Here is a 22867-nt window from a genome sequence, read left to right as displayed (position 1 = left end):
ATGGATGCGAGGCTGATCAGCCCTCCAGAGACTGGAGTTCGAACAGACGACGGTAAATGCCCCCCTCCTGCCCCACAAGTTCAAGGTGAGTTCCGTCTTCGATAAGTTCGCCACGGCGGAAAACAAGGATACGGTCCAACTCCATCACGGTGGACAGACGATGCGCGACAACGATCACTGTGCGGTTCTGCATCAGGCGACGCATAGCCTCCTGCACCAAGGCTTCTGACTCGGAATCAAGGCTGGAGGTCGCTTCATCGAAAATCAGAATCGGGGCATCCGCAAGGAATGCACGTGCAATGGCCACACGCTGGCGCTCTCCACCAGACAGTTTCACACCGCGCTCGCCCACCATTGTATCGTAGCCTTCCGGAAGGCGCTCAATGAAAGTGGCAGCATTGGCCAATCTTGCAGCCTCCTGAACTTCCGCAAGGCTGGCACCCGGACGGGCATAGGCAATATTTTCGGCCAGCGTCCGATGAAACAGGATCGGCTCCTGCGGGACAATCGCGATATGGGCGCGCAGAGAATCCTGCGTGACATGCGCGATGTCCTGACCATCCACGACGATTCTTCCACCACTGACATCATAAAGCCGTTGAAGAAGCTTCGTCAGGGTTGTTTTTCCCGAACCACTGGGACCGACAAGCGCCACCCGAGAGCCCGGCGCAATAGTGAGGTCCAGATCATTATAAAGTGCTCTACTTTGCCCCGGGTACTGGAAGTCCACGTGTTCGAAATGAATTTCGCCTTTTGTGAAGGCTGCTTCCTGAGCGCCTTCATGGTCCTGAATGGCTGGCTCACGGCGAAAGATCGCAACCAGTTCTTCCATTTCATTGACCGAGCGCTGAACCTGGCTGACCTGCTGCCCCAGATCTCGCAGATAGCCCTGCACAAGAAACATCATCGTCAGGACATAGGCCACGTCTCCTGGCCCTGCATGCCCCATCCACCACATCATGACGGCCATGCCGATGAGCAGCATACGCATAACGAGGGAAGCGAGTGCCTGTAGATTGCCGCTATTGGTTCCCCGGATCCACGTCCGCGCCGTACGACCGCTCCAGCCTTTTACCACCCGACCAAGCCGCGCCTCTTCGCGTCCCTCCGCCCCAAACGCCTTGACCACGGCGTTGCAGGTTACGGAATCCGCCATGGCTGCACCCATGCGGGTGTCCCACTCATTGGAGGTGCGCGCACTTGGCGCCACATAGCGCAGGGTAAGCGCGATGGAGAGCCAAGCAAACAACACGACGGAAACCGCCAGAACCAGCCCCATCAGCGGTGAGCGAATCATCAGAACAAAGGTCGTTCCGCCGAGAACGAGAACCTCTGGCGCGATCATGAGCAGGAGTGTGTCATCCAGAGAATCAATTGCCCAAACGCCACGCGTCAGGCGACGCACCGTCGAGCCTGCGAAGGTATTGGCATGCCAGTCTGTGGAAAAGCGCTGAACGCGAGCGAAGGCCTGTGTGACTGTGCGGCGCATGATCGCCAGAGTCAGGTGCGTGATACCGATAAAGGACGCACGGCGACCATAAAGCCCCACCAGACCAAGCACAATCAACCCACTCACCATCAGAAACGCATCTTCGCGCAAATGCATCAAATCGGGTGTACGCGGAACATTTGGCCCCGCCGCATGACGGGACACGTCATCCACAAGGCGACCAGCAAGCAGGGGAGTACAGATGTCGGCCAGCGTGGCGAGACCCACGCCCCCAAGCGTGCGCGCCAGAAGAGACGGATGCTCCAGCCACCGGCGAAGCACGAAGACAAGGACTTCCGTGAAGGAAATACTAATCTTCTGACCTTCCTGCTGCTGGGAGGTTTGTAGGGGGACAGTCTCGGACACAGGGGCGCTCCGCCATGCGGCGCGAAGGCCGATGGTGCAATGGCATGGAAAATTTCGATCTTTGTCTTATTCTGCGGATTGTCCCGACCGGACGCAACAGCCTGTGGAGCCTATGCCATGACCGATGCCCCCAAACCCATGAGCAAGGCAGCAGCAAAAGCCTTCATCACGGCATTGGCCAATGAATATCCGAATGCGGAAAGCGAGCTGGTTTTCAGGAATCCGTTCGAACTTCTGGTGAGTGTTGTGCTCTCTGCACAAGCCACGGACAAATCCGTCAACAAAGCGACAAAAGACATGTTCGAGCGGGCACCAGACCCGCAATCCATGGCCGAACTCGGTGAAGCCGGCATTGCTCAATATATCAAGACCATAGGCCTGTGGCGGGCCAAAGCTCATAATGTGGCATTACTGTGCGAACAGCTTTTGGCCCGGCATGACGGACAGGTCCCTTCGGACCGCAAATCCCTCGAAGCCCTTGCCGGTGTGGGACGCAAAACGGCCAGCGTTGTCATGAATGTTGCCTTCGGGTCCGATGCGATGGCCGTGGATACGCATATTTTCCGTATTGGTAACAGGACGGGGCTCGCTCCTGGCAAAAACGTGCGTCAGGTCGAAGATGGGCTCGTTGCGCGCATTCCAAAAGATATGCTCCGCCCATCACATCACTGGCTGATCCTGCATGGGCGCTATGTTTGTAAGGCGCGGACACCTGAATGCTGGCGTTGCCCGGCGACTAAATGGTGCCTGTATCCAGACAAAAGACTTGTGGACCCGAAATCCAAAGCCGCCTGAGAACACCGTTCACTCTGATCTGGCCAATGGCAGGTTCGGCATGCCGTGAGATCCTATTGCGGGCACCCATGTGCGACTTCCACGCCAGCTTCTATCTGACACCAGAGAGATTTTTCCACGTGACAGATAAACAGCCCATGCTCCATCACGCCATGCTGAAAACCGGTCCAGCGTTGGTACACCGGGGCATCCTCCGCGCGCAGGCGAAGCGCTGACAAACAGTTCGATGTCCTTGCAGTCTTCCAGGGTAGGCAGATTTTCTCCATCCGAGGGATCATGCGGGCGCAGGAGAAATGTGTGCCCCTGCACCCTGACCCGGCAAAGCCCTGCATTACAGGCGGGTGGGAGAGCCTCGACAGGAAGAGCCAGATCCTTCTGCCAATCGTCCAGAACGATATTTTCAAGACTACTATGCGGACCCATTTTCAGTACACCCCGATCAACAACAGCTATCAAGCCAGCATCTGGCGACAGCAGCAGAACAGGCCGGGACTGAAACCAGATCGAAACAACAGCCAGAGCGATCAATGGCAAGCCGGCCAGTCTTCCCCGCCCGACCCACAGGCAGAGAATGGCAAGGCCAAGCATAAAAGCCAGTAATCCCCATCCCGGCATTGATGGCACATCATGATGTGCCATCGGGAAAGCCGCCACTTTATCCGCGAGGATCTGAACGATTTGAACCCCTTTGCCCATGATACGTAGGGGGAATGCTTCTGCATGAAACGGCATGAGCAGAATGGAGATGAGGCCCGCAGGCATGATCCATATTGCAGCCAGAGGGACCGCAATCAGGTTTGCAAGCACGAACCAGGGTTGAAAGGCGCCAAAATGCGCCATGCTCACTGGCAGTGTTGCAAGCCCTGCGAGCAAACTGGTCAAGGCCAGGGCCACGAGATGTGAACACGTAGCGCGCTGCCAGCCTCCCTCGCCCCGAAGACGAATAAGAGGTTCGCGTAGGACCTCATAGCCTGCAATCAGACCCATGACGGCGGCAAAGGACATCTGGAAAGACACATCACCAACCGAGGATGGCGACACCACAAGAAGCAACAGGGCCACCATCGACAGCGCCCGCATCGAGAGTGTCCTGCGTCCGGTCAGCAAAGCGAGCGTCACGATACAGGCCATTCCAAACGCGCGGACGCTTGGCAGATGTGCGCCCGTCAGCAGCACATAACCTCCGCCCGCCACGAGGCCCGCCAGCGCAGATATTTCACGGCAAGGCCAGTAGAGCGCAGCTTTTTCCGACAGGACGAGAATTGCCCTGACAGAAACGATCACGGCAGCCATCATCAGCCCGAGATGAAGGCCCGCAACCGCGAGCAGATGCGCCAGACCCGAAGCGGAGAATGCCTCGCGTGTTTGGCGGTTAATTCCGCTCCCCTCGCCCGCCAGCAAAGTGGCGGCGATTGCTCCGGTCTGGCCGGGTAGTACCCTTTCAATCCTGCGGGCCACAGCTTCGCGAAGTTGCTCCAGAAAAGGCGTGTGGGCGGCATCAGCTTCAAGAGTTACATAGCCAAGAGCATACCCGTTTCCCGCATTTCCTGAAAACCAGCTTTCACGCTGCATATCACGCCCCCCCGGCAAAGCCGGGGGGGCTGGGGGCTTTAACAGCGCACGGACGGATACATAGCTGCCCGGGAGGGGAGACAACGGATCTCCTGCTTTGAGGCGAACATGCAAAAAACGCTTCAATGGGCGCATTCCAGCGTCCAGCGCCGTGTCAAAAGTGACGTCGGCCAAGGTGAGGCGGCGCGCTGGCTCATCATCATCCTGACGGGGAGGAAGATTTTCTATCGCCAGGACACGGCCGGTGAGAATGGTTGCGCGCGTTGGCAGGACAGGCATGAGTGGCTGCCTGCGTGTTTCCAGAGCCGCCAGCGCAAAACCAAGCCCCAGAACAAGCAATCCAAACCCAACAAGCCTGCACCATCCACGATACCAACCTGCCCAAAGCAGAACGACACCCGACGCCGCGACCATCGCCCCCCATGCGGCACAGAGTTCAACCCGCAGACTGAAGAAAAGAACTGCGCCGAGGGCGAATCCTACCGGAAGCCAGCAGATCAGCCTCCGCCCCTGCTCCTGGAAAATCAGGTCAATCCAGGACGCACGCACCTGAGACGCAGGCGGAACGCGCGGGTCCTCCAGCTCCTCCGTGTTCAGATCATCTGACGGAAGTTGCTTCAGCTGTGGGAAGGGAAATGACTGACTGCGCGACACATGCAGGATATTAACCTATTTCCCGCCGTGTCGCGCCTTGGTTTAGTTTGGAAGATGAAGGGCCTGTTTTAGCCCTGCAGCATCACGTTCAAGTTCAAAGCCGTCACTACCGGGCTGGAAAAGACGCGCCGTATCAAGGCCACCCGTCACCACAGGATCAAATCCCGCAGCACTAATCAGGGCCGCCGTTTCCGCAACTGCGTCCTTGTCATTACCTGCCAGAGGCACGGCGAGCAGAGCGCCGGAACGATGGGCAGAGGCGCGAAGAGCCGTCATGTCGATGGAGTTGAACGCACGCACAACACGGGAGGAGGGGAAATAGCGCTGCGTTGTAGCGCCCGCTCCATCTATTCTTGCGGCATTGGCAATACTTCCATCACGAAACGGATATGGATTGGAAGGATCAATGATGATCTTTCCAGCCAGCGCGTGCCCTAGCTCACGGCCAAGTTGCGGGATTGCCCGATAGGGCACCGCAAGCACGACAATGCTGCCAAAAGCCGCAGCCTGCGCCGGAGTTCCCGCAGAGGCCAACGGCCCAAGAGACGTGGCGACCGCCTGGGCATCAGAGAGTGTGCGTGACGAGACCATGACGTGATATCCGGCCTGCACCCACAATCCACCCAATGTCGTCCCGACATTGCCTGCACCGATGATGCCGATAGTCGGGCGAGACTGGGCACTGACCGGCGATGCACCGGTTGTGGCGGCAAGACCTGCCAGTACGGCGAGAAAAGGTCGTCGCCTGAGACGAAAGCCATTCATGTCCTGTGCCACTCCTTTGAAACGGTTCCGCCTGCACCCTGCACAGGATCGGTTGTCGGAAACGCCAGGCTGTTGATGCGGGCCATCTGCTCCGGCGTGGGGGCCGTACGCAGAATGTCGAATTCCTGTTCCGGCGGGTATGCGCCGATCACCGTAAAATCGGCGTCTGACCCGAGATTACAGTGACCTGTACCAGCCGGTAGCAGGGCAATGTCACCACCATGCACCTGCACCTCATGCGCTCCAGGGCCTCCAAGCATCAGCTTGGCAGAACCGTTCGAAAAACCCAGAACCTCGTGGCCGAGGCTGTGATAGTGATGAAACGGATATACCCCGTTGCGCCACTGGGGAGGCCAGCCATTACGCTCGAACAGCGCCTCATAGACGCTCTCCTTTCCTTCCCCGGCTTCCAGAGCATTTCGGTACACGATGACTGGCAAATGGGGGCTGTTGGGCACCCACCCGTTCTGACGCAGAGAAAAAACCTCCACATTTGCAGGCGTTGCAGCCGAAGCCGAGCGAACACGCCCGTTTCCGAAAGCGAGACCCAAACCAGCCAGCAGGGTGTTGAAAGCGCGTCTGTCCACGGTCCTTTTCCCGATCCCTGGATGCAAGATGAAGAACAGCAATGATAAGCATGCAGTTCAGAGCAGGTGAAATCACGCTTCTTTGAGGCTGGGCGGTAATGGCGTCCTGACGGGTTTGTGAAGAGCCAGTATAAGCTTCGGCCAAACACTGGAATACATTCGCGATGACGATGATTCGGAATGCTTCATGGAATCAAAGTTATCGCCACCGGAATGTCGGATATCAGAAAAATACAGCCCGCCAGTTCGAGACTGTGCCGTACAGCTGGAGCATGATATGAGGGCCGCATGACCATCCGCACGCGCTTTGCTCCCTCCCCCACGGGTCTGCTGCATGTCGGCAACGCCCGCGCTGCCCTCTTCAATTTCCTCTTTGCCCGTCACCATGGTGGCGAGTTTCTCCTGAGGATCGAAGACACCGACAAGGAACGCTCCACCCAACGGGCTGTGGACGTTATTTTCGATGGCCTCAGCTGGATGGGCATCACGCCTGATGCGGAGCCCGTTTTCCAGTCTGCGCGGCAGGACCGCCATACGGAAGTCGCGCTTGAACTGCTCGAAAAAGGCATGGCGTACCGCTGCTACTGCACGCCGGAAGAACTGACCGCGATGCGCGAAAAGGCAATGGCCGAAAAGCGCCCTCCACGTTACGACGGCACATGGCGCGACCGTGATCCGTCCGAAGCGCCGGAAGGTGCGCCATTCGTCGTGCGGCTCAAGGCTCCGCGTGAAGGTGAGACGATCATCCATGATCTGGTTCAGGGGGACGTCCGCGTTGCCAATATCGAGATGGATGACCTCATCATCCTGCGCTCGGACGGAACGCCGACCTACCTTCACGCCGTGGTGGTGGATGACCACGACATGGCGATCACCCACGTCATGCGCGGTGACGATCATCTGACGAACACGTTCCGTCAGGCCATGATCTATCGCGCGATGGGCTGGGATCTGCCGCATTTCGCACATCTTCCGCTTATCCACGGGCCCGATGGCGCCAAGCTATCGAAGCGGCATGGTGCACAATCTGTCGTGGAATTCCGCGAGGAAGGCTACCTACCGGAAGCCCTGTGCAATTACCTCCTGCGTCTGGGCTGGGGACATGGCGACGCCGAAGTTCTCTCCCGCGAAGAGCAGATCAAGCTGTTCGACCTGGATGGTGTCGGCCGCTCCCCATCCCGCATGGACTACGTGAAGCTCGCGCATCTCAATGGCGTATGGATGCGACAGGCCGATGATACACGCTTGACGACAGACGTGATGGAGCGGCTTGAAGGCCGCGAGGGCGTTGTTTGCAACGACAAAACCCGCGCCCGGATTCAGGCCATGATGTCGGGTCTGAAAGAGCGCGCAAAGACACTTGTCGAGCTAACCGAAAACGCAGCCTTTGCCGGTTTCACACTTCCACTGACCTTTACGCCAAAAGCCGAAAAGCTTCTCGGCGACGAAGGGCGCAATGTTCTTGCAGGTATTGGCAAGGATCTGGCAGCGCTGGACATTTTCACCCCCGAAGCGATCGACGGCGTGCTCCGTGCCTATGCTGAAAAGCACGAAATGAAGCTCGGCTCCGTTGCGCAGCCACTCCGTGCGGCCATGACAGGCTCAACCACATCGCCCGGTATTGATCTGACGCTCTCTGCGCTGGGTCAGGATGAGGTTCTTGCGCGCATTGCGAGCGTGCTCGGTGCCTGAGCGCGGTCCCTCCTCCCGGCATCTGCTTGGTATCGAGGGACTGACAGCGGAACAGATCGTTCCGTTCCTCGATCTGGCCGAGAGCTATGCCCTTTTGAGCCGGTCCCGTACGGCGCCACGCGATGCTCTGCGTGGCCGTACGGTCATAAACCTGTTCTATGAGGACAGCACGCGCACACGGACCAGCTTCGAACTGGCTGGCAAACGCCTAGGCGCCGACGTCATCAACATGTCCGTAGCCACCAGTTCCGTAAACAAGGGGGAAACCCTGCTGGATACGGCCGCAACGCTGAATGCCATGCGATGCGACCTGCTGGTCATCCGTCATGCACAGTCCGGCGCACCTGCCCTGCTGTCTCAGAAAGTGGAAGCCTGCGTCGTCAATGCTGGAGATGGCACACACGAGCACCCGACACAGGCACTACTGGATGCCCTGACAATCCGCAGGCATTTCGGGCGGCTAAACGGGCTGACCGTGGCGATCTGCGGCGATGTCGGTCATAGCAGGGTTGCACGTTCCAACATCCATCTCCTGACGGCGATGGGCAGCACCGTACGCCTTGTCGGACCGCCAACGCTTGTCCCTTCCACCATCGCAGAACTCGGTAATGTCGAGCTGTATTCGGACATGGACCGCGCGCTTGTCGGAGCAGACGTCGTGATGTCACTGCGCCTTCAGCGAGAGCGGATGGGCGCAGGTCTTGTACCGAGCGCGCGCGAGTATTTCCGCTTCTTTGGGCTTGATCGCAGACGCCTCTCTCTGGCCAGCCCGCACGCGCTGGTCATGCATCCTGGCCCGATGAACCGTGGCGTCGAAATCGCATCCGACGTCGCGGATTCTGACCAGAGCGTGATTTCCGAGCAGGTCGAGATGGGTGTCGCTGTGCGCATGGCCGTTCTGGATCGTCTTTCCCGGTTACGGATGCACTCATGACCAGTATCGTTTTTGAAAATGTCCGTCTGATCGATCCAGCCTCGGGTCGGGACGGGATTGGTCGATTGACCGTGGAAAACGGCCTCATTGCAGCACTTGACGGCGACGTGACGCCAGAAGGCGCGCACGTCATCGACGGCCAAGGTGCCGTACTGTGCCCGGGCCTTGTCGATATGCGCGTGGCCCTCGGGGAACCGGGATCGGAATACCGCGAAAGCATAACATCAGGGGCACGAGCTGCCGTTGCGGGCGGCATCACCACCATGGCTGTGTTGCCCAACACCTCTCCCGCCATCGACAATCCTGCCCTTGTTCATCTTCTGAGCGTACGCGGCAAAGAAACCGGCATGGTGTCCATTCACCCTTATGGCGCGCTGACCCGTGGCTGCGAGGGGAAGGAGATGGCAGAACTCGGCCTGCTGCAGGAAGCAGGAGCCGTTGCGTTCACGGACGGAACACGCGCCATCGAAGATGCCAAGCAGATGCGCAATCTGCTCTCTTATTCGCGCTTTCTAAATGCGCTTGTCGTGCAACATCCGGAAGAGCCGTCTCTTGCAAAAGGTGCCTGCGCCACCGCAAGTGCCCTTGCCGTGCGCCTTGGACTTCCGCAGGTTCCGTCTGCCGCAGAAGCCATCATGGTTGCACGTGATCTGCGCCTCGCCGAACTAACGGGCGCCCGCCTGCACTTTGCGCACATTTCAACGGCGGAAGCCCTGTCCCTGATACGGGAGGCGAAAGCCAAAGGTGTGCAGGTCACGTGTGATACAGCGCCTCCATATTTTGCAATGACGGAAGAGGACATCGGCGACTTCCGGACATATGCAAAATTCTCCCCACCTCTGCGTAGCGAGGCTGATCGCGCTGCTGTCTGTGCAGGACTGGCCGACGGTACGATCGATGTCGTGGCATCAGACCATGCTCCCGCCGATGCAGACGACAAACGCCTGCCATTCGCGTTAGCTCGAGCTGGAGGCACCGGACTGGCCACCCTGCTTGGTGTGACGCTTGGCGCTGGTCTGGAACTAATCGATGCGCTTCGGCTCCTGACATGCGCCCCTGCGGACCTGCTGAACATTCCGGCCGGGCGTCTGGAAGTTGGACGCGAGGCGGATCTCTGCCTGTTTGATCCGGATGAAGTCTGGACCGTGGTGGCGGGATCCCTTCCCGGCCGTGCCCAAAACACCCCGTTCGATGGCCGAAAACTGACAGGGCGCGTCCTGCGGACATTTCGTCGTGGCGTCGAGGTGTATACGGCTGGAGCGCTGCCATGAACTGGTCTCTGTCTCCTCCTAGTCTTCCTGTCGTCGCCCTTATTGCCTATTTTCTGGGCAGCATACCCTTCGGCCTGATTTTTACCGCGCTCGCCGGTGGAGGCGACATCCGACGTATCGGCTCAGGAAATATTGGGGCAACCAACGTATTGCGAACGGGCCGCAAAGGTCTGGCCGCCGCAACGCTGCTCTTTGATGCCCTCAAGGGGGCACTGGCCGTCCTTCTGGCACGTCGCTTCTGCGTAGATGCTACCCAGACGGCAATGGCTGTTGCTGCTGTCTCTGTCGTGATCGGGCACTGCTTTCCGGTCTGGCTGCGCTTCAAGGGTGGCAAAGGGGTTGCAACAGGTCTGGGCACGATCTGGGTCCTGTGCTGGCCGGTCGGACTGGCATGCTGCGTCATTTGGCTGGCTGTCGCCAAACTGAGCCGGATATCATCCGCAGGAGCACTTACAGCATTTCTGGCTGCCCCGGCTCTGATGCCTCCGCTGTCGGAACAACCAATCCAGTCTCCCCTACCTGTTGCAGCCTTACTGGTCGCGTTGCTTATCTGGGTACGACATTACGGTAATATTGTGCGCCTCATTTCTGGAAATGAGCCCCGCGTAAATATGAACAAACCACAATAACACCCCAATAGAAGTTTATTTTTACTTTTTGTTATCCATCCAGCAGGTAGTGTCATCCCATGATGCCTCTACCTGATCTGGTCCAGAACCTTCCATATCTACTGCCCGAAACAGAGCGCCTCGATATGCTGCGCCTGGCAAGAACAAACGGCGTTGGGCCGATCAATTTCGGTCGCCTGATGTGCCTATACGGCCAGGCGAGCGTGGCGCTTGACGCTCTTCCGGAGCGAATGGCCGCAGCGGGACGAAGCGATGGCGTTCACATCCCTTCCCGTAGTGACATCGAAGACGAACTAGAGCGACTGAGAAAGATGGGTGGGAGGGCAATTTTACGCTCTGACCCCGATTATCCGGTTCTCCTCACGCATGTGCCCGACGCGCCTCCTGTACTGTTCATTCAGGGTGATGCGAAAAAACTTTCCGTTCGCTCGATCGGCGTTGTCGGTGCCCGAAATGCATCATCCGCTGGCATCAGGATGTCAGGAAGCCTCTCTACGGAACTCGCATCAGCGGGGCTATGCGTTGTGTCCGGCCTGGCAAGAGGAATCGATTCGGCAGCACATGAAGGCGCACTGCCATGGGGGCTTACGGTCGCCGCCATCGCGGGTGGGCTGGACTATTTCTATCCTCCTGAAAACGCAAAGCTTCAGGCCGAAATCGCTGAAAAGGGCTGTATCGTTACGGAGGCACCACTGGGCACCGTGCCGCAGGCCCGCCATTTTCCGCGCCGGAACCGGCTCATTGCGGGCATGACGCAGGGATGCGTGATTGTGGAAGCTGCTCTGAAATCAGGGACACTGATTACCGCCAGACTCGCTGCTCAGTATGATCGCATCCTCTTTTCGGTACCGGGTTCGCCGCTCGATCCGCGCTCGCGTGGCGGAAACGATCTGCTCAGACATGGCGCAGTCGTGACAGAAAACGCGCAGGATGTTCTGAACCAGCTGGGCCTCCACCTTCCGCCTAGAAACCCGGCCCCATGGGAAAAGGGCTCTCCTCAAAAACGTGAGTTTTCCGGCTTTTCGGAGCCGGGTGTCAGATGGGGAAATTCACAGGAGGATGTGCCGGATGACCTGCAGTCTGTCCTCAGAAAGGTGCGTCCTCTCCTTTCTGTAACGCCAGTAGCAGTTGACGATGTGGTGCGGCACTGTCAGTTCTCCGTATCGGCAATACTGACGGCCCTTACCGAACTTGAACTCGGTGGGATCGTGGAGTTTGTGCCCGGCGGACGCGTGGCGTTACTGCCGAACAGATAAGAGACCCAAGGACCGGAGTGGCAATGACAGACGTTGTGGTGGTCGAAAGCCCGGCAAAGGCCAAGACGATCAACAAATATCTGGGGGATGGCTACACGGTCCTCGCCTCATTCGGCCATGTGCGCGATCTGCCCCCAAAGGATGGCAGCGTACGCCCGGACGAAAACTTTGCCATGGACTGGCAGACGGACGAACGCGGCGCAAAACAGATTGCCGCCATCACAAAGGCGCTCAAGAGCGCAAAACGTCTGTACCTCGCGACCGATCCGGATCGTGAGGGTGAAGCAATTTCCTGGCATGTCCGAAGCGTTCTGGAAGAAAAGAAGCTGCTGCGCGGCATTGATGTCCAGCGCATCACGTTCAACGAGATTACCAAAAGCGCCATCAAGGCTGCCATGGAAGCTCCGCGCGACCTGGATATGCCGCTGATCGAGGCTTATCTGGCCCGTCGCGCACTTGACTATCTCGTGGGCTTTACCCTCTCCCCGGTCCTGTGGCGCAAGCTGCCCGGGAGCAGGAGTGCAGGACGTGTGCAATCCGTTGCGTTGCGCCTCATCTGTGAACGCGAAGCCGAAATTGAAGTCTTTAAGCCTCGTGAATACTGGACCATTACCAGCGCCTTCACGACACCCGGCAATGCAGGCTTTCAGGCACGCCTGACTCACCTCGCCGGCCAGAAGCTGGACCAGTTCGACCTCAACAACGAGGCGCTGGCTTTCAGCGCCCGTGATACGGTGATGGCTGGCAGCTTCACAGTCCGCTCGGTTGAGCGCAAACGTGTCAAGCGCAACCCACCGCCGCCCTTCACAACGTCCACACTTCAGCAGGAAGCGTCCCGTAAGCTGGGCATGAGCGCCCAGACCACTATGCGGACTGCCCAGCAGCTTTATGAAGGTGTGGATATCGGAGGTGAGACAATCGGTCTCATCACCTATATGCGTACAGATGGTGTGACGATGGCCAAGGAGGCCGTGACTGCCATCAGAGGTCATATCGGACAGGTTTTTGGTGGCGAATATGTCCCTGACTACCCACGGACCTATTCAACCAAGGCAAAAAACGCGCAGGAAGCACATGAAGCTGTCCGCCCGACGGACGCTTCACTTATTCCCGAAAAGGTTGCACGGACCCTCACCCACGATCAGCAGCGCCTCTATGACCTGATCTGGAAACGCTCTGTCGCATCACAGATGCAATCAGCAGAGCTGGACCAGGTGGCCATTGTCCTTGCAGATGCCAGCGGCCAGACCCAGATGCGCGCGACGGGTTCAACTATCGCGTTTGATGGCTTCCTGAAGCTCTATATCGAAGGGCGTGATGATTCACGTGCCGACGACGAAGATGGCAAATTGCTGCCTCCGATGAAAGAAGGCGACAAGGTTCGCACCGGCGACGTTGCCGCAGACCAGCATTTCACACAGCCGCCACCACGCTACTCGGAAGCATCTCTCGTCAAGAAGATGGAAGAAATCGGCATTGGCCGTCCTTCCACATACGCTTCCATTCTGGGGGTTTTGCGGGACCGTAACTACGTCCGCCTCGAGACGCGGCGCTTCATGCCGGAAGATCGTGGCAGACTTGTCACGGCGTTCCTGACGTCCTTCTTCGAGCGCTATGTCGATACCGGCTTTACGGCGTCTCTCGAAGAGCAGCTTGATGATATCTCTGATGGCCGTGCGGACTGGCACGACGTCATGGCCGCGTTCTGGCACGATTTCTCGGCAGCTGTTGCACAGACCAAAGATCTCAAGATTTCTGACGTCATAGATGCCCTCGATGAAGACCTGAGCGAGCACTTCTTCCCTCCCCGTGAGGACGAAGTTGATCCCCGAACCTGCACAGCCTGCGGAACCGGGCGCCTTGGCCTGCGCCTTGGAAAATTTGGTGCATTCATCGGCTGTTCAAATTATCCGACATGTCAGTTCACACGTCGCCTCGTTGCAGACGACGAGGGGGGAGAGACACTCAAGGACGGCCTGAAGGTCCTTGGGCAAGACCCTGAGACCGGAGAAGACATCACAGTCCGTCGTGGGCCGTATGGTCTTTACATCCAGAAAGGTGAGCCGAACCCCGAAGACAAGAAAGCCAAGCCTAAACGCACAACCATCCCAAAAGGGTTGGAGGGCGACAAGCTAACCCTTACTGAAGCTCTGGGTCTGCTTTCGTTGCCGCGTGTCGTGGGGCTTCACCCAGAGACCGGAGAGACCATCGAAGCTGGTCTTGGGCGCTTTGGGCCGTATGTGAAAATGGGCGCGATCTACGGCACTCTCGACAAAGATGATGATGTCCTGACTGTCGGGCTGAACCGGGCTGTGGACAGTCTGGCCAAAAAACTCGCATCCATCCGCAATCTTGGCGCGCACCCCAAGGACGGGGAGCCTGTTATGGTCCGGAAGGGTCGCTTTGGGCCGTATGTCCAGCATGGATCGATGATCGCAAACCTGCCCAAAGACGTAGGAATGGACGACATCACGCTCGATGGCGCCATTGCTCTGGTCGCGGAGAAGGGTAAACCGCTCAAGGGAGCGGCCAAAAAGGGCGCTACCAAAAAAACGGCAGCAAAAACAACACGTACCAAGAAAGCTGCTGCAACGATTGAGGGCGAAGACGCTCCAAAGAAAAAAGCTGCCCCTCGCGCGGCAGCGAAGAAAACGACCAAGACTCCTGCCAGCAAAAGCAAAACTGCGGCATCAAAGAAAAAAACTACGGCCTCCGAAAACCCTGACGAAGGCTGAATTCAGGGAGAAAGTGCGATGTTGCCGCAACGTTATGCGACAACATTGCCACTCATGCGTCTTTACCGGTATCGCAGTTTCTGGCGAGGTCGTATGGCGATCTGGATCGGCATCACGTTCTGCCGGTTGTCCGTGAGGATTCTCTCTCCCGCCATGATGCCTGTTTCATGACTTCCTTTTTGCCGCACTTCCGCGAGCCAGCGCATCGTTCCCTGCTTGTGGCTTTTCTGATCATTCTTACGCTGTCCGGCATGGATGGCGTGGCAATGGCGGACGACCTGCAGGCGGTTTCCGCCCCCCCAACGGTCATGGCACAAAACACTGGCTTTGACCCTTCAATGACCAGAGAAGTGCTGGGTGTCGCACTGAATTTCATGGCGCCACGGACACTCGAAGCTCATTCCGTCAGAGAATTTTGCCTGTGGGGGCTGGACGGCCTGACGGCGATCGATCCTGGGTTATCGGTCACCGAGACCCCTGCCCGTCAGGAAGGCGATCATCATACTCCTGAAATGCTGGTGTTGCAGGGCCAGACAGTATTGCTCCAGCGCCCTGTACCGGCTGAAAATGATCGCACAGCCTGGGCGGCACTCGTTACTTCAGCGATGATGACGGCATGGGACAGTTCCGCCGTGATCCGACAGGCGGGTGGCGGAGCGCTGCTGCAAAGCTTTTTCGATGAGCTGTTCAATCATCTGGACCCTTATTCCCGCTATCTTGGTCCAGCGCCCGCTTCTGCTGACCGTACACGCCGTACAGGCGACACCGGGTCGGTTGGGCTGACGCTTGCTCAGGAAGGCCACTCGATCATCGTTGCGGCTGTTAATGCCAACGGACCGGCATGGGAAGCGGGCGTGAATAGCGGGCAGCGGCTTGTAGCGGTCAATGGAAAGCATACACGCGGCCAAGGGGTCACGACGGTGCAGAGCTGGCTGGACGGTGATGAGCACAGCCCTGTGTCTCTTGAGCTTGCGGATCGTGGACGCCAACCAGCCATCCTCAAGATGCAGCGTGCGCTCGTGCCGCCGGAAACGGTCTTTGCCTCCACAGAAGGGCAGGTCACAGTGCTACGTGTTGCATCGTTCTCCACGGAAACTGCCGAGGAAATCAGTCAATATCTCGATCAGGCGGTTCAGGGGGATACATCTGACGATTTGACGAGCACTGGACATTCTGCGATCTCGGGCAAACGTCCTGCAGGCGTGATTATAGACCTGCGCGGAGATCGCGGGGGGGTACTGCAGCAGGCCGTCACAACAGCGGCGCTGATGCTGGATCATGGGGTTGCAGTCACGACGCATGGCCGCAATGCACAGGCCAATCATATCTGGGCGGTTCAGGGTGGAGACATCACCAAAGGTGCCCCGATCGTAATTTTGGTGGATGGTCGAACGGCCAGCGCCGCCGAAATCCTTGCAGCAGCCTTGGCAGATCATCGTCGTGCGGTGGTGGTTGGCAGTGAGACACTGGGAAAAGGGCTTGTTCAGGTGATTGGGCAGATGCCGAACGGGGGAGAGCTCTTCGTGACATGGAGCCGCAATCAGGCTCCTCTGGGGTGGCCTATCCAAGGACTGGGCATCATGCCTCAGGTATGTACCTCAAGGGGCAAGGACTATCTCGACGCCCAGATGGCGGCCCTGAAATCCGGCTCCGCCCTTCAGACGGACGCCGTAAGACAAGCCCGTAGTGCCCGATATCCGGTTTCGGTTGCTCAAATTCTCTCTATTCGCAAGGAATGCCCCGCAGCCGTTGGTGGTGATGCGGACATGGAAACGGCTCATAGACTGCTCGCATCACCGGCCGCCTATAAGGCAGCACTGGAGGCAGTCCCAGATGAAAACAGCGCCCCTCTTCACTAGCAGCATACAGGAACAATCATGGGCGCAAGATTGAAAACGGGCCTCTGGGTCAGAGCTGTCCTTCGGCGCATCGCGTCTGACGGGACTTCTGCCATGGTGCTCAAAAAGGGTGATGAGGATGCGGGATCGGTCATTGTCGTGCTGATCGACCGTAATGGTGGTACTGCTGTTTTGCGGGAAGACGGCGGCGGCTGGACACGGGCGGTCGTTAGTGGCCCCATGGAACTCACCGATTATCTTGACCGGCAGAAACGCTATGACCCTGATCTGTGGGTTGTGGAACTGGAGGTTCAGGATGTGGGGCAGCCGGTTGAACGGACACTGGGATCGCGGCGTCTGGATCTCGAGGAGGATTGTTGAAAGTGTGTGGATGAGGCCACAGTAAGGACGGAAGTCGTGTCCCTGCGGGACCGGCCATTAGTCATCTAGCGATGACATGCGTTGCCTTCATCCGCACTTTCAGCAAGAAACACACATCACTCAGGGTTTGGGTTGGAGAGTAAACACATGACGCAGCGATCCGTTTTCGGGACCTGGATTGCCCGGGCGGGGCTGACGGCAGGCGTATCAGTGCTGTCATTCGGCATTGCGCAGGCCCAGCCGGTCCGGGGACTGTATGTGTCCGGCGAAGGCGGAGCCAGCTTCAACCAGGACCAGACCGTCCGGATTTCTCCGCTTTTTCCGAGTGGGAAAGACCATTACGATACGGGCGTGACCGGTATCGGCAGCGTTGGCTGGGGTCTGGGGAATGGTTTCCGCGTTGAGGTTGAAGGCAACTACCGCAACAACCGTCTTCAGCAGTTCCGCAACAGCGGGATGCCAACCTCTGCTGGCGGCCGTCAGCAGGGCTATGGTGCCATGGCAAATGCCCTGTTTGACATGGACATCGGAAAGTCCTGGGTTTTCCCATATTTTGGTGCTGGCGTCGGCTATGGCTGGCAGGCCATGAACGCATCGGTACGGGCTCCAAACGGCGCGTTTAACCAGAAGATTGGCGGGACGGCCGGTAATTTTGCCTATCAGGGCATCTTTGGCCTGTCTTTCCCCGTGCCGTGGGTCGTGGGACTGTCTGCAACGGCTGAGTACCGCTTCTATTCCCTGCTCGGCCCGAACGGACATTCGGCGCGCGCAACCGGAACAATCGGTGGCGGCGACGTCTCCAAGGCTTATGGCTTCACTGCCGGAAACCGCGACACACGGAGCGACTTCAATCACTCCCTGCTGCTCGGCCTGCGCTATGAGTTCAACCCTGCGCCTCCACCGCCCGCACCAGCAGCTGCTCCGATCGCAGCCCCGGCTCCTGCCCCTACGCGCACCTATCTGGTTTTCTTCGACTGGGATTCGGCTGCACTGAGCGAGCGTGCGCGCGCTGTGGTTGAGACTGCCGCCCGGAATTCAACGGCGATCCAGTTCACGCGCATTCAGGTGAGTGGATATACCGATACGTCCTCTGCACATCCTGGAGCGCGGGGGGCTGCCTATAATCTGGCACTCTCCCAAAAGCGTGCCGCGACGGTGAAGGCAGAGCTGATCCGCGATGGTGTGGCGGCTGGCCTCATCGCAACCAAGGGCTTTGGCGAGAGCAGCCCGCTGGTAGCGACCGGCCCCAATACACGCGAGCCACAGAACCGCCGCGTCGAGATCGATATCCAGTAAGTTTCTCAGGACCTTCCGGGAAATACAAAAAACGGCCCCTGCATTTTTGCAGGGGCCGTTTTTTTTGTGCTCGCCCTTGAGGCAGACAGAAAAAAAGCGGGGCAAGCCCCGCTTTTCTAAGCCAATATTAAAACTGACCTCAGTGCTTGGTGCGCCGTGTCGTGTGGCGCGTAGTCGTCTTTTTGGTAGATTCTTTCGCCTTTGGTGCCGTCACTGCGGGCTGTGGCGTGTGTACAACCACCCCCGTGGCATCTACGACGGCGTTCACGACAAGATGGGTGCGAGGCTTGCCGCCGCCCGGGATCAGGTCTGCAGTGAAGGTGTCTGTGCCAGCATAAGCGGTTGCCGGCGTGTAATCCACGTAGGTGTGGCCGTCATAGTTATACAGGAACGCCTTGCCGTGGACCGGGCCCGGATTCACACCGAAAGAGGCGTAGTTGCCGCCCGTTGGCTGCTGGATAGAGATCGCACACAGACCATCATCACTGCGAACCGTCATCGAGACACTCATGGTGCCGTCCTTGGCCGTGGTCACTGGCGTTACGTGGCACAGTGCGGAGACCTTCTGGTATCCAAACGGGTTGGGCGCAACGGAGCGCTGTACGATCGGGGTCTGAGCGCAACCGGACAGAAGCAGGGACGCAGCGAACACCGCTCCCAGAGTAATGGCAGAACCTTGCAGACGCACGGTCAACTCCTGGCATGTCAAAACAGGAAAATACCGCAATCTGCGGCGAATCAAGGTCTCGATGTAGAACAGGTCAAGGCGGGACGGAAGACGGGGAAGAGCCACATCAGCCGTTTGGAGCAATTTATGTGCACCTGAGGCGATAAAATTCTGCAGAGGTTATTTCCGCCCATTTTCCGCCACGAAATTATGTTGCAGGTTAGGGGCTTGCTGCACGATTTTCACATTGAGAATCATCTTGGGCCGAACATTCGGCTGCGCTACCTTATCTGCCTGTTCTGGCCGGTTGGTCCGGTCACCTGGAGTCTGTCGATGCCTTTCATGTTCCGTCGCCCTTTGGCCAGCCTGCTCGGGGCCGGCTTTGCATGCGCCAGCCTTCTGGCCGTTACTCCTCTCTCCGTCCAGGCGGCAGAGTGCGGTAACTCTCCGGCTCACGAGGCGTTCAATGTCGAGGGCCTGAAGTCTGAACTGATGGTCACGGCACTCTCCTGCCAGACCCAGGACCGGTACAATGCGTTTGTCGCGAAGTTCCACCCAGCTCTGAATGATGCCGAAACACGCCTGAACAACTATTTCCACACGACATACGGCCGTCGTGCACAGGCCGAGCATGATGACTACATCACCCAGCTCGCCGATATTCAGTCTCTCGGCGGCCTGAAATCCGGAACGGTGTTCTGCACGCAGCGTACGGCCATGTTTGATGAGGTTGAGGCGCTGGAAACGGTTTCTGACCTGTCTCACTACGCAGAAGCCAAAGACGTTGCTCAGCCTGCCTCTTATGAGAGCTGTGCTGCCCCTGAGACCGTGGATCGTCATTCCCGTCATGGCACGGCGGCGCGTCGTACAAAGACGGCCCCTCGTCGCGCTACGCACCGTTCCTGATATCGAAAAGGCTGCCCCGCCGCAGAGCGTTTGCTTGACGTTCCGTGACTGGGCAGCGACAACGCCTTCATGAGCGATCTGTTCGATTCGGATAAGTCAGGCGGTAAAAAAGTACCAGGAGGTCGCAAGGGCGCGACTCCGGAGTATGGTGCACAGGATATTGAAGTTCTGGAGGGGCTGGAGCCCGTCCGGCGCCGTCCGGGGATGTATATCGGCGGTACGGACGATAACGCTTACCATCACCTCGCTTCAGAAATTCTGGACAACGCCATGGATGAAGCCGTGGCGGGCCATGCAACCAGCATAGAAATGCGCCTCGAAGGCTCACGCACCCTGATGGTGCGTGACAATGGCCGAGGCATCCCGACGGACCCTCATCCGAAATTTCCAGACAAATCAGCGCTCGAAGTTATTTTCACGACGCTTCATGCGGGCGGAAAATTCTCGGGCAAGGCTTATGATACATCGGGCGGCTTGCATGGCGTTGGCAGCTCTGTCGTCAATGCGCTGTCTGAAAAGCTCGAAGTTGAAGTTGCTCGTGACCGGCTTCTGTATCGCCAGGACTTCGCGCGGGGCATCCCGCTCGGACCACTGGCAGAAATCGGCAATGCACCGAATCGACGTGGCACGACGGTGCGGTTCACGCCAGACCCAGAAATTTTTGGGTCCCAGCATTTTTCTGCTGCCCGACTCTATCGTCTTTGCTGCTCAAAAGCAGCCCTGTTTCGTGGCGTGGCCATTCAATGGAAATGCGAAGCGTCCCTGATCAAGGCGGGCGACGAGACGCCAACTGAAGCGCTGATCCAGTTTCCTAACGGACTCGAAGACGCGCTCACCGCGGAACTCGGTGAAAAACCTGATCTGCTTTCGCCGCTCTGGGCAGGTGAAGCCGAGCTTCCGCTTGCGGCAGATGGTCGTACAGGCGGCAAGGTCGAATGGGCAGTGGCGTTTCTCGAAAGTGGCAACGCAACCCTTTCGTCTTACTGCAACACGATCCCGACGCCGCAGGGTGGCACACATGAAGCAGGTTTCAGGGCTGCTCTTGTAAAGGGTTTCCGCGCGTGGGGAGACCAGCGCAAGGTCAAGCGCGCGGCCGCGATCACCGCTGAAGATGTGATGGGCGCGATTGCCGCCAAACTATCGGTCTTTATCCGTGAGCCTCAATTCCAGGGTCAGACGAAAGATCGTCTGACAACGCAGGAAGCCACCCGACTTGTTGAAGGCGCGCTACGCGACCGGATTGATCACTGGCTGGGGGGCAATCCGCAGCAGGCTGACAATCTTCTGACATTCATTGTAGAGCGTGCCGAAGAACGGCTGCGTCGGCGCGAATCCAAGGATACCGCGCGCAAGAGCGCCACGCGTAAGCTGCGACTTCCGGGCAAGCTGACGGACTGCACCCGTGAAAATGCTTCTGAGACAGAAATTTTTCTGGTTGAGGGTGAATCGGCAGGCGGATCGGCACGTCAGGCGCGCGACCGCGAGACACAGGCTGTTCTCCCACTGCGAGGCAAGATCCTGAACGTGGCCTCGGCCACCGTGGACAAAATGCGTGCCAATCAGGAGCTCCGTGACCTGACGGAGGCTCTGGGCTGCGGAGTGGGGTCCACGTTCGACGTTTCGAAGCTGCGTTACGGGCGCGTCATCATCATGACGGATGCTGACGTGGACGGTGCCCATATTGCTTCGCTGCTGATGACGTTCTTCTATCGCGAGATGCCAGACCTGATCCGTCATGGCCATCTGCACCTTGCACAGCCTCCTCTATATCGCCTCACGCATGGTGCCAAAACAGTCTATGCGATGAATGATCAGGATCGGGAGCGACGCATCAAGACAGAGTTCAAGGCGAATGCGAAGGTTGAAGTGTCGCGCTTCAAAGGCCTTGGAGAAATGCCGGTAACGGATCTTAAGCAGACAACCATGGACCCGGCCCGTCGCACGCTTCTACGGGTTGTGGCGCTTCCGGAAGACCGACATACGACCAATGAGCGCGTTGAGAGCCTGATGGGTCGCAAGCCGGAACTGCGTTTCCGTTTCATTCAGGAACATGCCCGTTCCGTCGAAGATCTTGACGTCTGAGCGTGCCTGCATCTGGACAGACCGCAGAACGCAATAGCCATCTCAAGGCTGTGGGGTTTCTGATAGGAGGGATATCGTCCTTCCAGATCGGCGCTACGGTGGCAAAGGGGCTGTTTCCCCTCTTTGGTCCGACGGGCATGGTGGGCCTGCGCGTGGGGCTCGCGGCACTCATCCTGTTGGCCATCTGGCGGCCAACGCGATCTGGAATTACCGTTCAATCCCTGAAGCTTCTGCTGCCCTATGGTGCGTCCATGGCAGTCATGAATTTCTGCTTCTACGTAGCACTCACGCGGCTGCCTTTGGGTATCGTCGTTGCGCTTGAGTTCACAGGCCCGCTTACGCTGGCACTGGCAGGATCTCGCAGGTGGCTTGATCTCTGTTGGGCGCTCTTCGTGGTTCTGGGGCTCTATCTTCTGCTTCGCCCCGAGACCATGGCTGCCGGTACGATGCACTCGTTCGACCTGTTCGGTGTAGCGGCGGCTTTGCTGAGCGGATGTGGCTGGATTGTCTATATCCTTACGGGCACCAGGATCGGGCGCATGTTTGACGCCGGCCACGCCACCACACTTGGCATGACAACGGCTGGCGTCCTGCTGCTTCCCTGGCTCATCCCCGTCATCCCTACGGCCATCATGCATCCCTGGCAGGGCGGGATGGCGATCAGCGTGGCGGTTCTCTCGTCCGCAGTGCCGTATATTCTGGACATGCTTGCCATGCGACGGCTGAGCCCGCGTGATCTGGGTATCCTTCTGAGCATGGAACCTATGCTCGGCGCCATTTCGGGCCTTATTCTGCTGCATGAAGCACTTTCGGTTGCGCGATGGATTGGTGTGCTTTGCATTGTCATTGCGTCGGCTGGGAATGTTCTGACGCGCCAGAAAGCCATTGCGCACTGATTCGGGGCGTATTCGAAGGAAAATTTATGCGCGTTTCAGGGTGAAACTCTGAAATT

General features: G+C 58.3%; 19 protein-coding genes. 14 read left to right on the top strand and 5 right to left on the bottom strand.

Annotated features, from left to right (window positions below):
* Nucleotides 1-16: 16 nt before the first annotated feature.
* A complete protein-coding gene (locus GWA01_RS07875) occupies nucleotides 17-1855 on the bottom strand; it encodes an ABC transporter ATP-binding protein (RefSeq protein WP_146795992.1) in 1839 nt (612 codons plus the stop codon).
* Nucleotides 1856-1972: 117 nt separating this feature from the next.
* On the opposite strand from GWA01_RS07875, the gene nth reads away from it, so the two are divergent.
* Nucleotides 1973-2650 (top strand): endonuclease III, encoded by a 678-nt coding sequence (nth, locus tag GWA01_RS07870; RefSeq protein WP_186819511.1) that lies wholly within the window; start codon nucleotides 1973-1975, stop codon nucleotides 2648-2650.
* Nucleotides 2651-2659: 9 nt separating this feature from the next.
* Here nth and GWA01_RS07865 read toward each other — a convergent pair whose 3' ends face one another.
* Genes GWA01_RS07865 through GWA01_RS07855 form a run of 3 tightly spaced genes read right to left on the bottom strand, consistent with a single transcriptional unit; the run spans nucleotide 2660 to nucleotide 6228 of the window.
* Nucleotides 2660-4876 carry a ComEC/Rec2 family competence protein gene (locus GWA01_RS07865; protein ID WP_306416069.1) on the bottom strand — a complete coding sequence of 739 codons (2217 nt, stop codon included), beginning with the start codon at nucleotides 4874-4876 and terminating at the stop codon, nucleotides 2660-2662.
* 42 nt (nucleotides 4877-4918) lie between these two features.
* Nucleotides 4919-5641, bottom strand: a complete 723-nt coding sequence (locus tag GWA01_RS07860) for an NADPH-dependent F420 reductase (RefSeq protein WP_146795989.1) — start codon at nucleotides 5639-5641, stop codon at nucleotides 4919-4921.
* Nucleotides 5638-6228, bottom strand: coding sequence for a cupin (locus GWA01_RS07855; protein WP_146795985.1), 591 nt, complete (start codon nucleotides 6226-6228; stop codon nucleotides 5638-5640). The genes GWA01_RS07860 and GWA01_RS07855 overlap by 4 nt, the downstream gene beginning before the upstream one ends.
* Before the next feature lie 288 nt (nucleotides 6229-6516).
* Here GWA01_RS07855 and gltX point away from each other — a divergent pair, with 288 nt between their 5' ends.
* The 10 genes from gltX to GWA01_RS07810 all read left to right on the top strand — a co-directional run bounded on the left by gltX (nucleotide 6517) and on the right by GWA01_RS07810 (nucleotide 18260).
* Nucleotides 6517-7920 (top strand): glutamate--tRNA ligase, encoded by a 1404-nt coding sequence (gene gltX, locus GWA01_RS07850; protein WP_146795982.1) that lies wholly within the window; start codon nucleotides 6517-6519, stop codon nucleotides 7918-7920.
* Nucleotides 7913-8854 carry an aspartate carbamoyltransferase catalytic subunit gene (locus tag GWA01_RS07845; protein WP_229316070.1) on the top strand — a complete coding sequence of 314 codons (942 nt, stop codon included), beginning with the start codon at nucleotides 7913-7915 and terminating at the stop codon, nucleotides 8852-8854. Before gltX ends, GWA01_RS07845 begins: the two co-directional genes overlap by 8 nt.
* Nucleotides 8851-10125 carry a dihydroorotase gene (locus GWA01_RS07840; RefSeq protein WP_146795976.1) on the top strand — a complete coding sequence of 425 codons (1275 nt, stop codon included), beginning with the start codon at nucleotides 8851-8853 and terminating at the stop codon, nucleotides 10123-10125. The genes GWA01_RS07845 and GWA01_RS07840 overlap by 4 nt, the downstream gene beginning before the upstream one ends.
* On the top strand, nucleotides 10122-10754 hold the full coding sequence (gene plsY / locus GWA01_RS07835) for a glycerol-3-phosphate 1-O-acyltransferase PlsY (protein WP_146795973.1): 633 nt from the start codon (nucleotides 10122-10124) through the stop codon (nucleotides 10752-10754). Before GWA01_RS07840 ends, plsY begins: the two co-directional genes overlap by 4 nt.
* A gap of 59 nt (nucleotides 10755-10813) precedes the next feature.
* The gene (gene dprA / locus GWA01_RS07830; RefSeq protein WP_369693726.1) at nucleotides 10814-12010 is read left to right on the top strand and encodes a DNA-processing protein DprA; all 1197 of its coding nucleotides are present in this window, start codon (nucleotides 10814-10816) and stop codon (nucleotides 12008-12010) included.
* A 23-nt stretch (nucleotides 12011-12033) separates the two neighbouring features.
* Nucleotides 12034-14745 (top strand): type I DNA topoisomerase, encoded by a 2712-nt coding sequence (topA, locus tag GWA01_RS07825; protein WP_146795971.1) that lies wholly within the window; start codon nucleotides 12034-12036, stop codon nucleotides 14743-14745.
* Nucleotides 14746-14763: 18 nt separating this feature from the next.
* Nucleotides 14764-14916, top strand: a complete 153-nt coding sequence (locus GWA01_RS13030; protein WP_186819510.1) for a hypothetical protein — start codon at nucleotides 14764-14766, stop codon at nucleotides 14914-14916.
* Nucleotides 14913-16604: a S41 family peptidase gene (locus GWA01_RS07820; protein ID WP_146795968.1), complete on the top strand. Its 1692-nt coding sequence runs from the start codon at nucleotides 14913-14915 to the stop codon at nucleotides 16602-16604. Before GWA01_RS13030 ends, GWA01_RS07820 begins: the two co-directional genes overlap by 4 nt.
* 18 nt (nucleotides 16605-16622) lie before the next feature.
* The gene (locus GWA01_RS07815; RefSeq protein WP_146795965.1) at nucleotides 16623-16964 is read left to right on the top strand and encodes a DUF1491 family protein; all 342 of its coding nucleotides are present in this window, start codon (nucleotides 16623-16625) and stop codon (nucleotides 16962-16964) included.
* Between the two features lie 147 nt (nucleotides 16965-17111).
* Nucleotides 17112-18260, top strand: coding sequence for an OmpA family protein (locus GWA01_RS07810; protein WP_146795961.1), 1149 nt, complete (start codon nucleotides 17112-17114; stop codon nucleotides 18258-18260).
* 139 nt (nucleotides 18261-18399) lie between these two features.
* On the opposite strand, the gene GWA01_RS07805 is transcribed toward GWA01_RS07810, so the two are convergent.
* Nucleotides 18400-18948, bottom strand: a complete 549-nt coding sequence (locus GWA01_RS07805; protein WP_229316059.1) for a hypothetical protein — start codon at nucleotides 18946-18948, stop codon at nucleotides 18400-18402.
* Nucleotides 18949-19260: 312 nt separating this feature from the next.
* On the opposite strand from GWA01_RS07805, the gene GWA01_RS07800 reads away from it, so the two are divergent.
* The 3 genes from GWA01_RS07800 (at nucleotide 19261) to GWA01_RS07790 (ending at nucleotide 22811) form a co-directional block, all read left to right on the top strand.
* Nucleotides 19261-19833 carry a hypothetical protein gene (locus GWA01_RS07800; protein WP_228118519.1) on the top strand — a complete coding sequence of 191 codons (573 nt, stop codon included), beginning with the start codon at nucleotides 19261-19263 and terminating at the stop codon, nucleotides 19831-19833.
* 69 nt (nucleotides 19834-19902) lie between these two features.
* On the top strand, nucleotides 19903-21915 hold the full coding sequence (gene parE, locus GWA01_RS07795) for a DNA topoisomerase IV subunit B (RefSeq protein ID WP_146795958.1): 2013 nt from the start codon (nucleotides 19903-19905) through the stop codon (nucleotides 21913-21915).
* Nucleotides 21912-22811: an EamA family transporter gene (locus GWA01_RS07790; protein WP_228118576.1), complete on the top strand. Its 900-nt coding sequence runs from the start codon at nucleotides 21912-21914 to the stop codon at nucleotides 22809-22811. The genes parE and GWA01_RS07790 overlap by 4 nt, the downstream gene beginning before the upstream one ends.
* Nucleotides 22812-22867 lie beyond the last annotated feature (56 nt).

Source organism: Gluconobacter wancherniae NBRC 103581 (genome assembly GCF_007988885.1).
Classification (GTDB): domain Bacteria; phylum Pseudomonadota; class Alphaproteobacteria; order Acetobacterales; family Acetobacteraceae; genus Gluconobacter; species Gluconobacter wancherniae.
The sequence above is the reverse complement of the archived record's forward strand: the minus strand, read 5'-3'. Positions and strand labels throughout refer to the sequence as shown.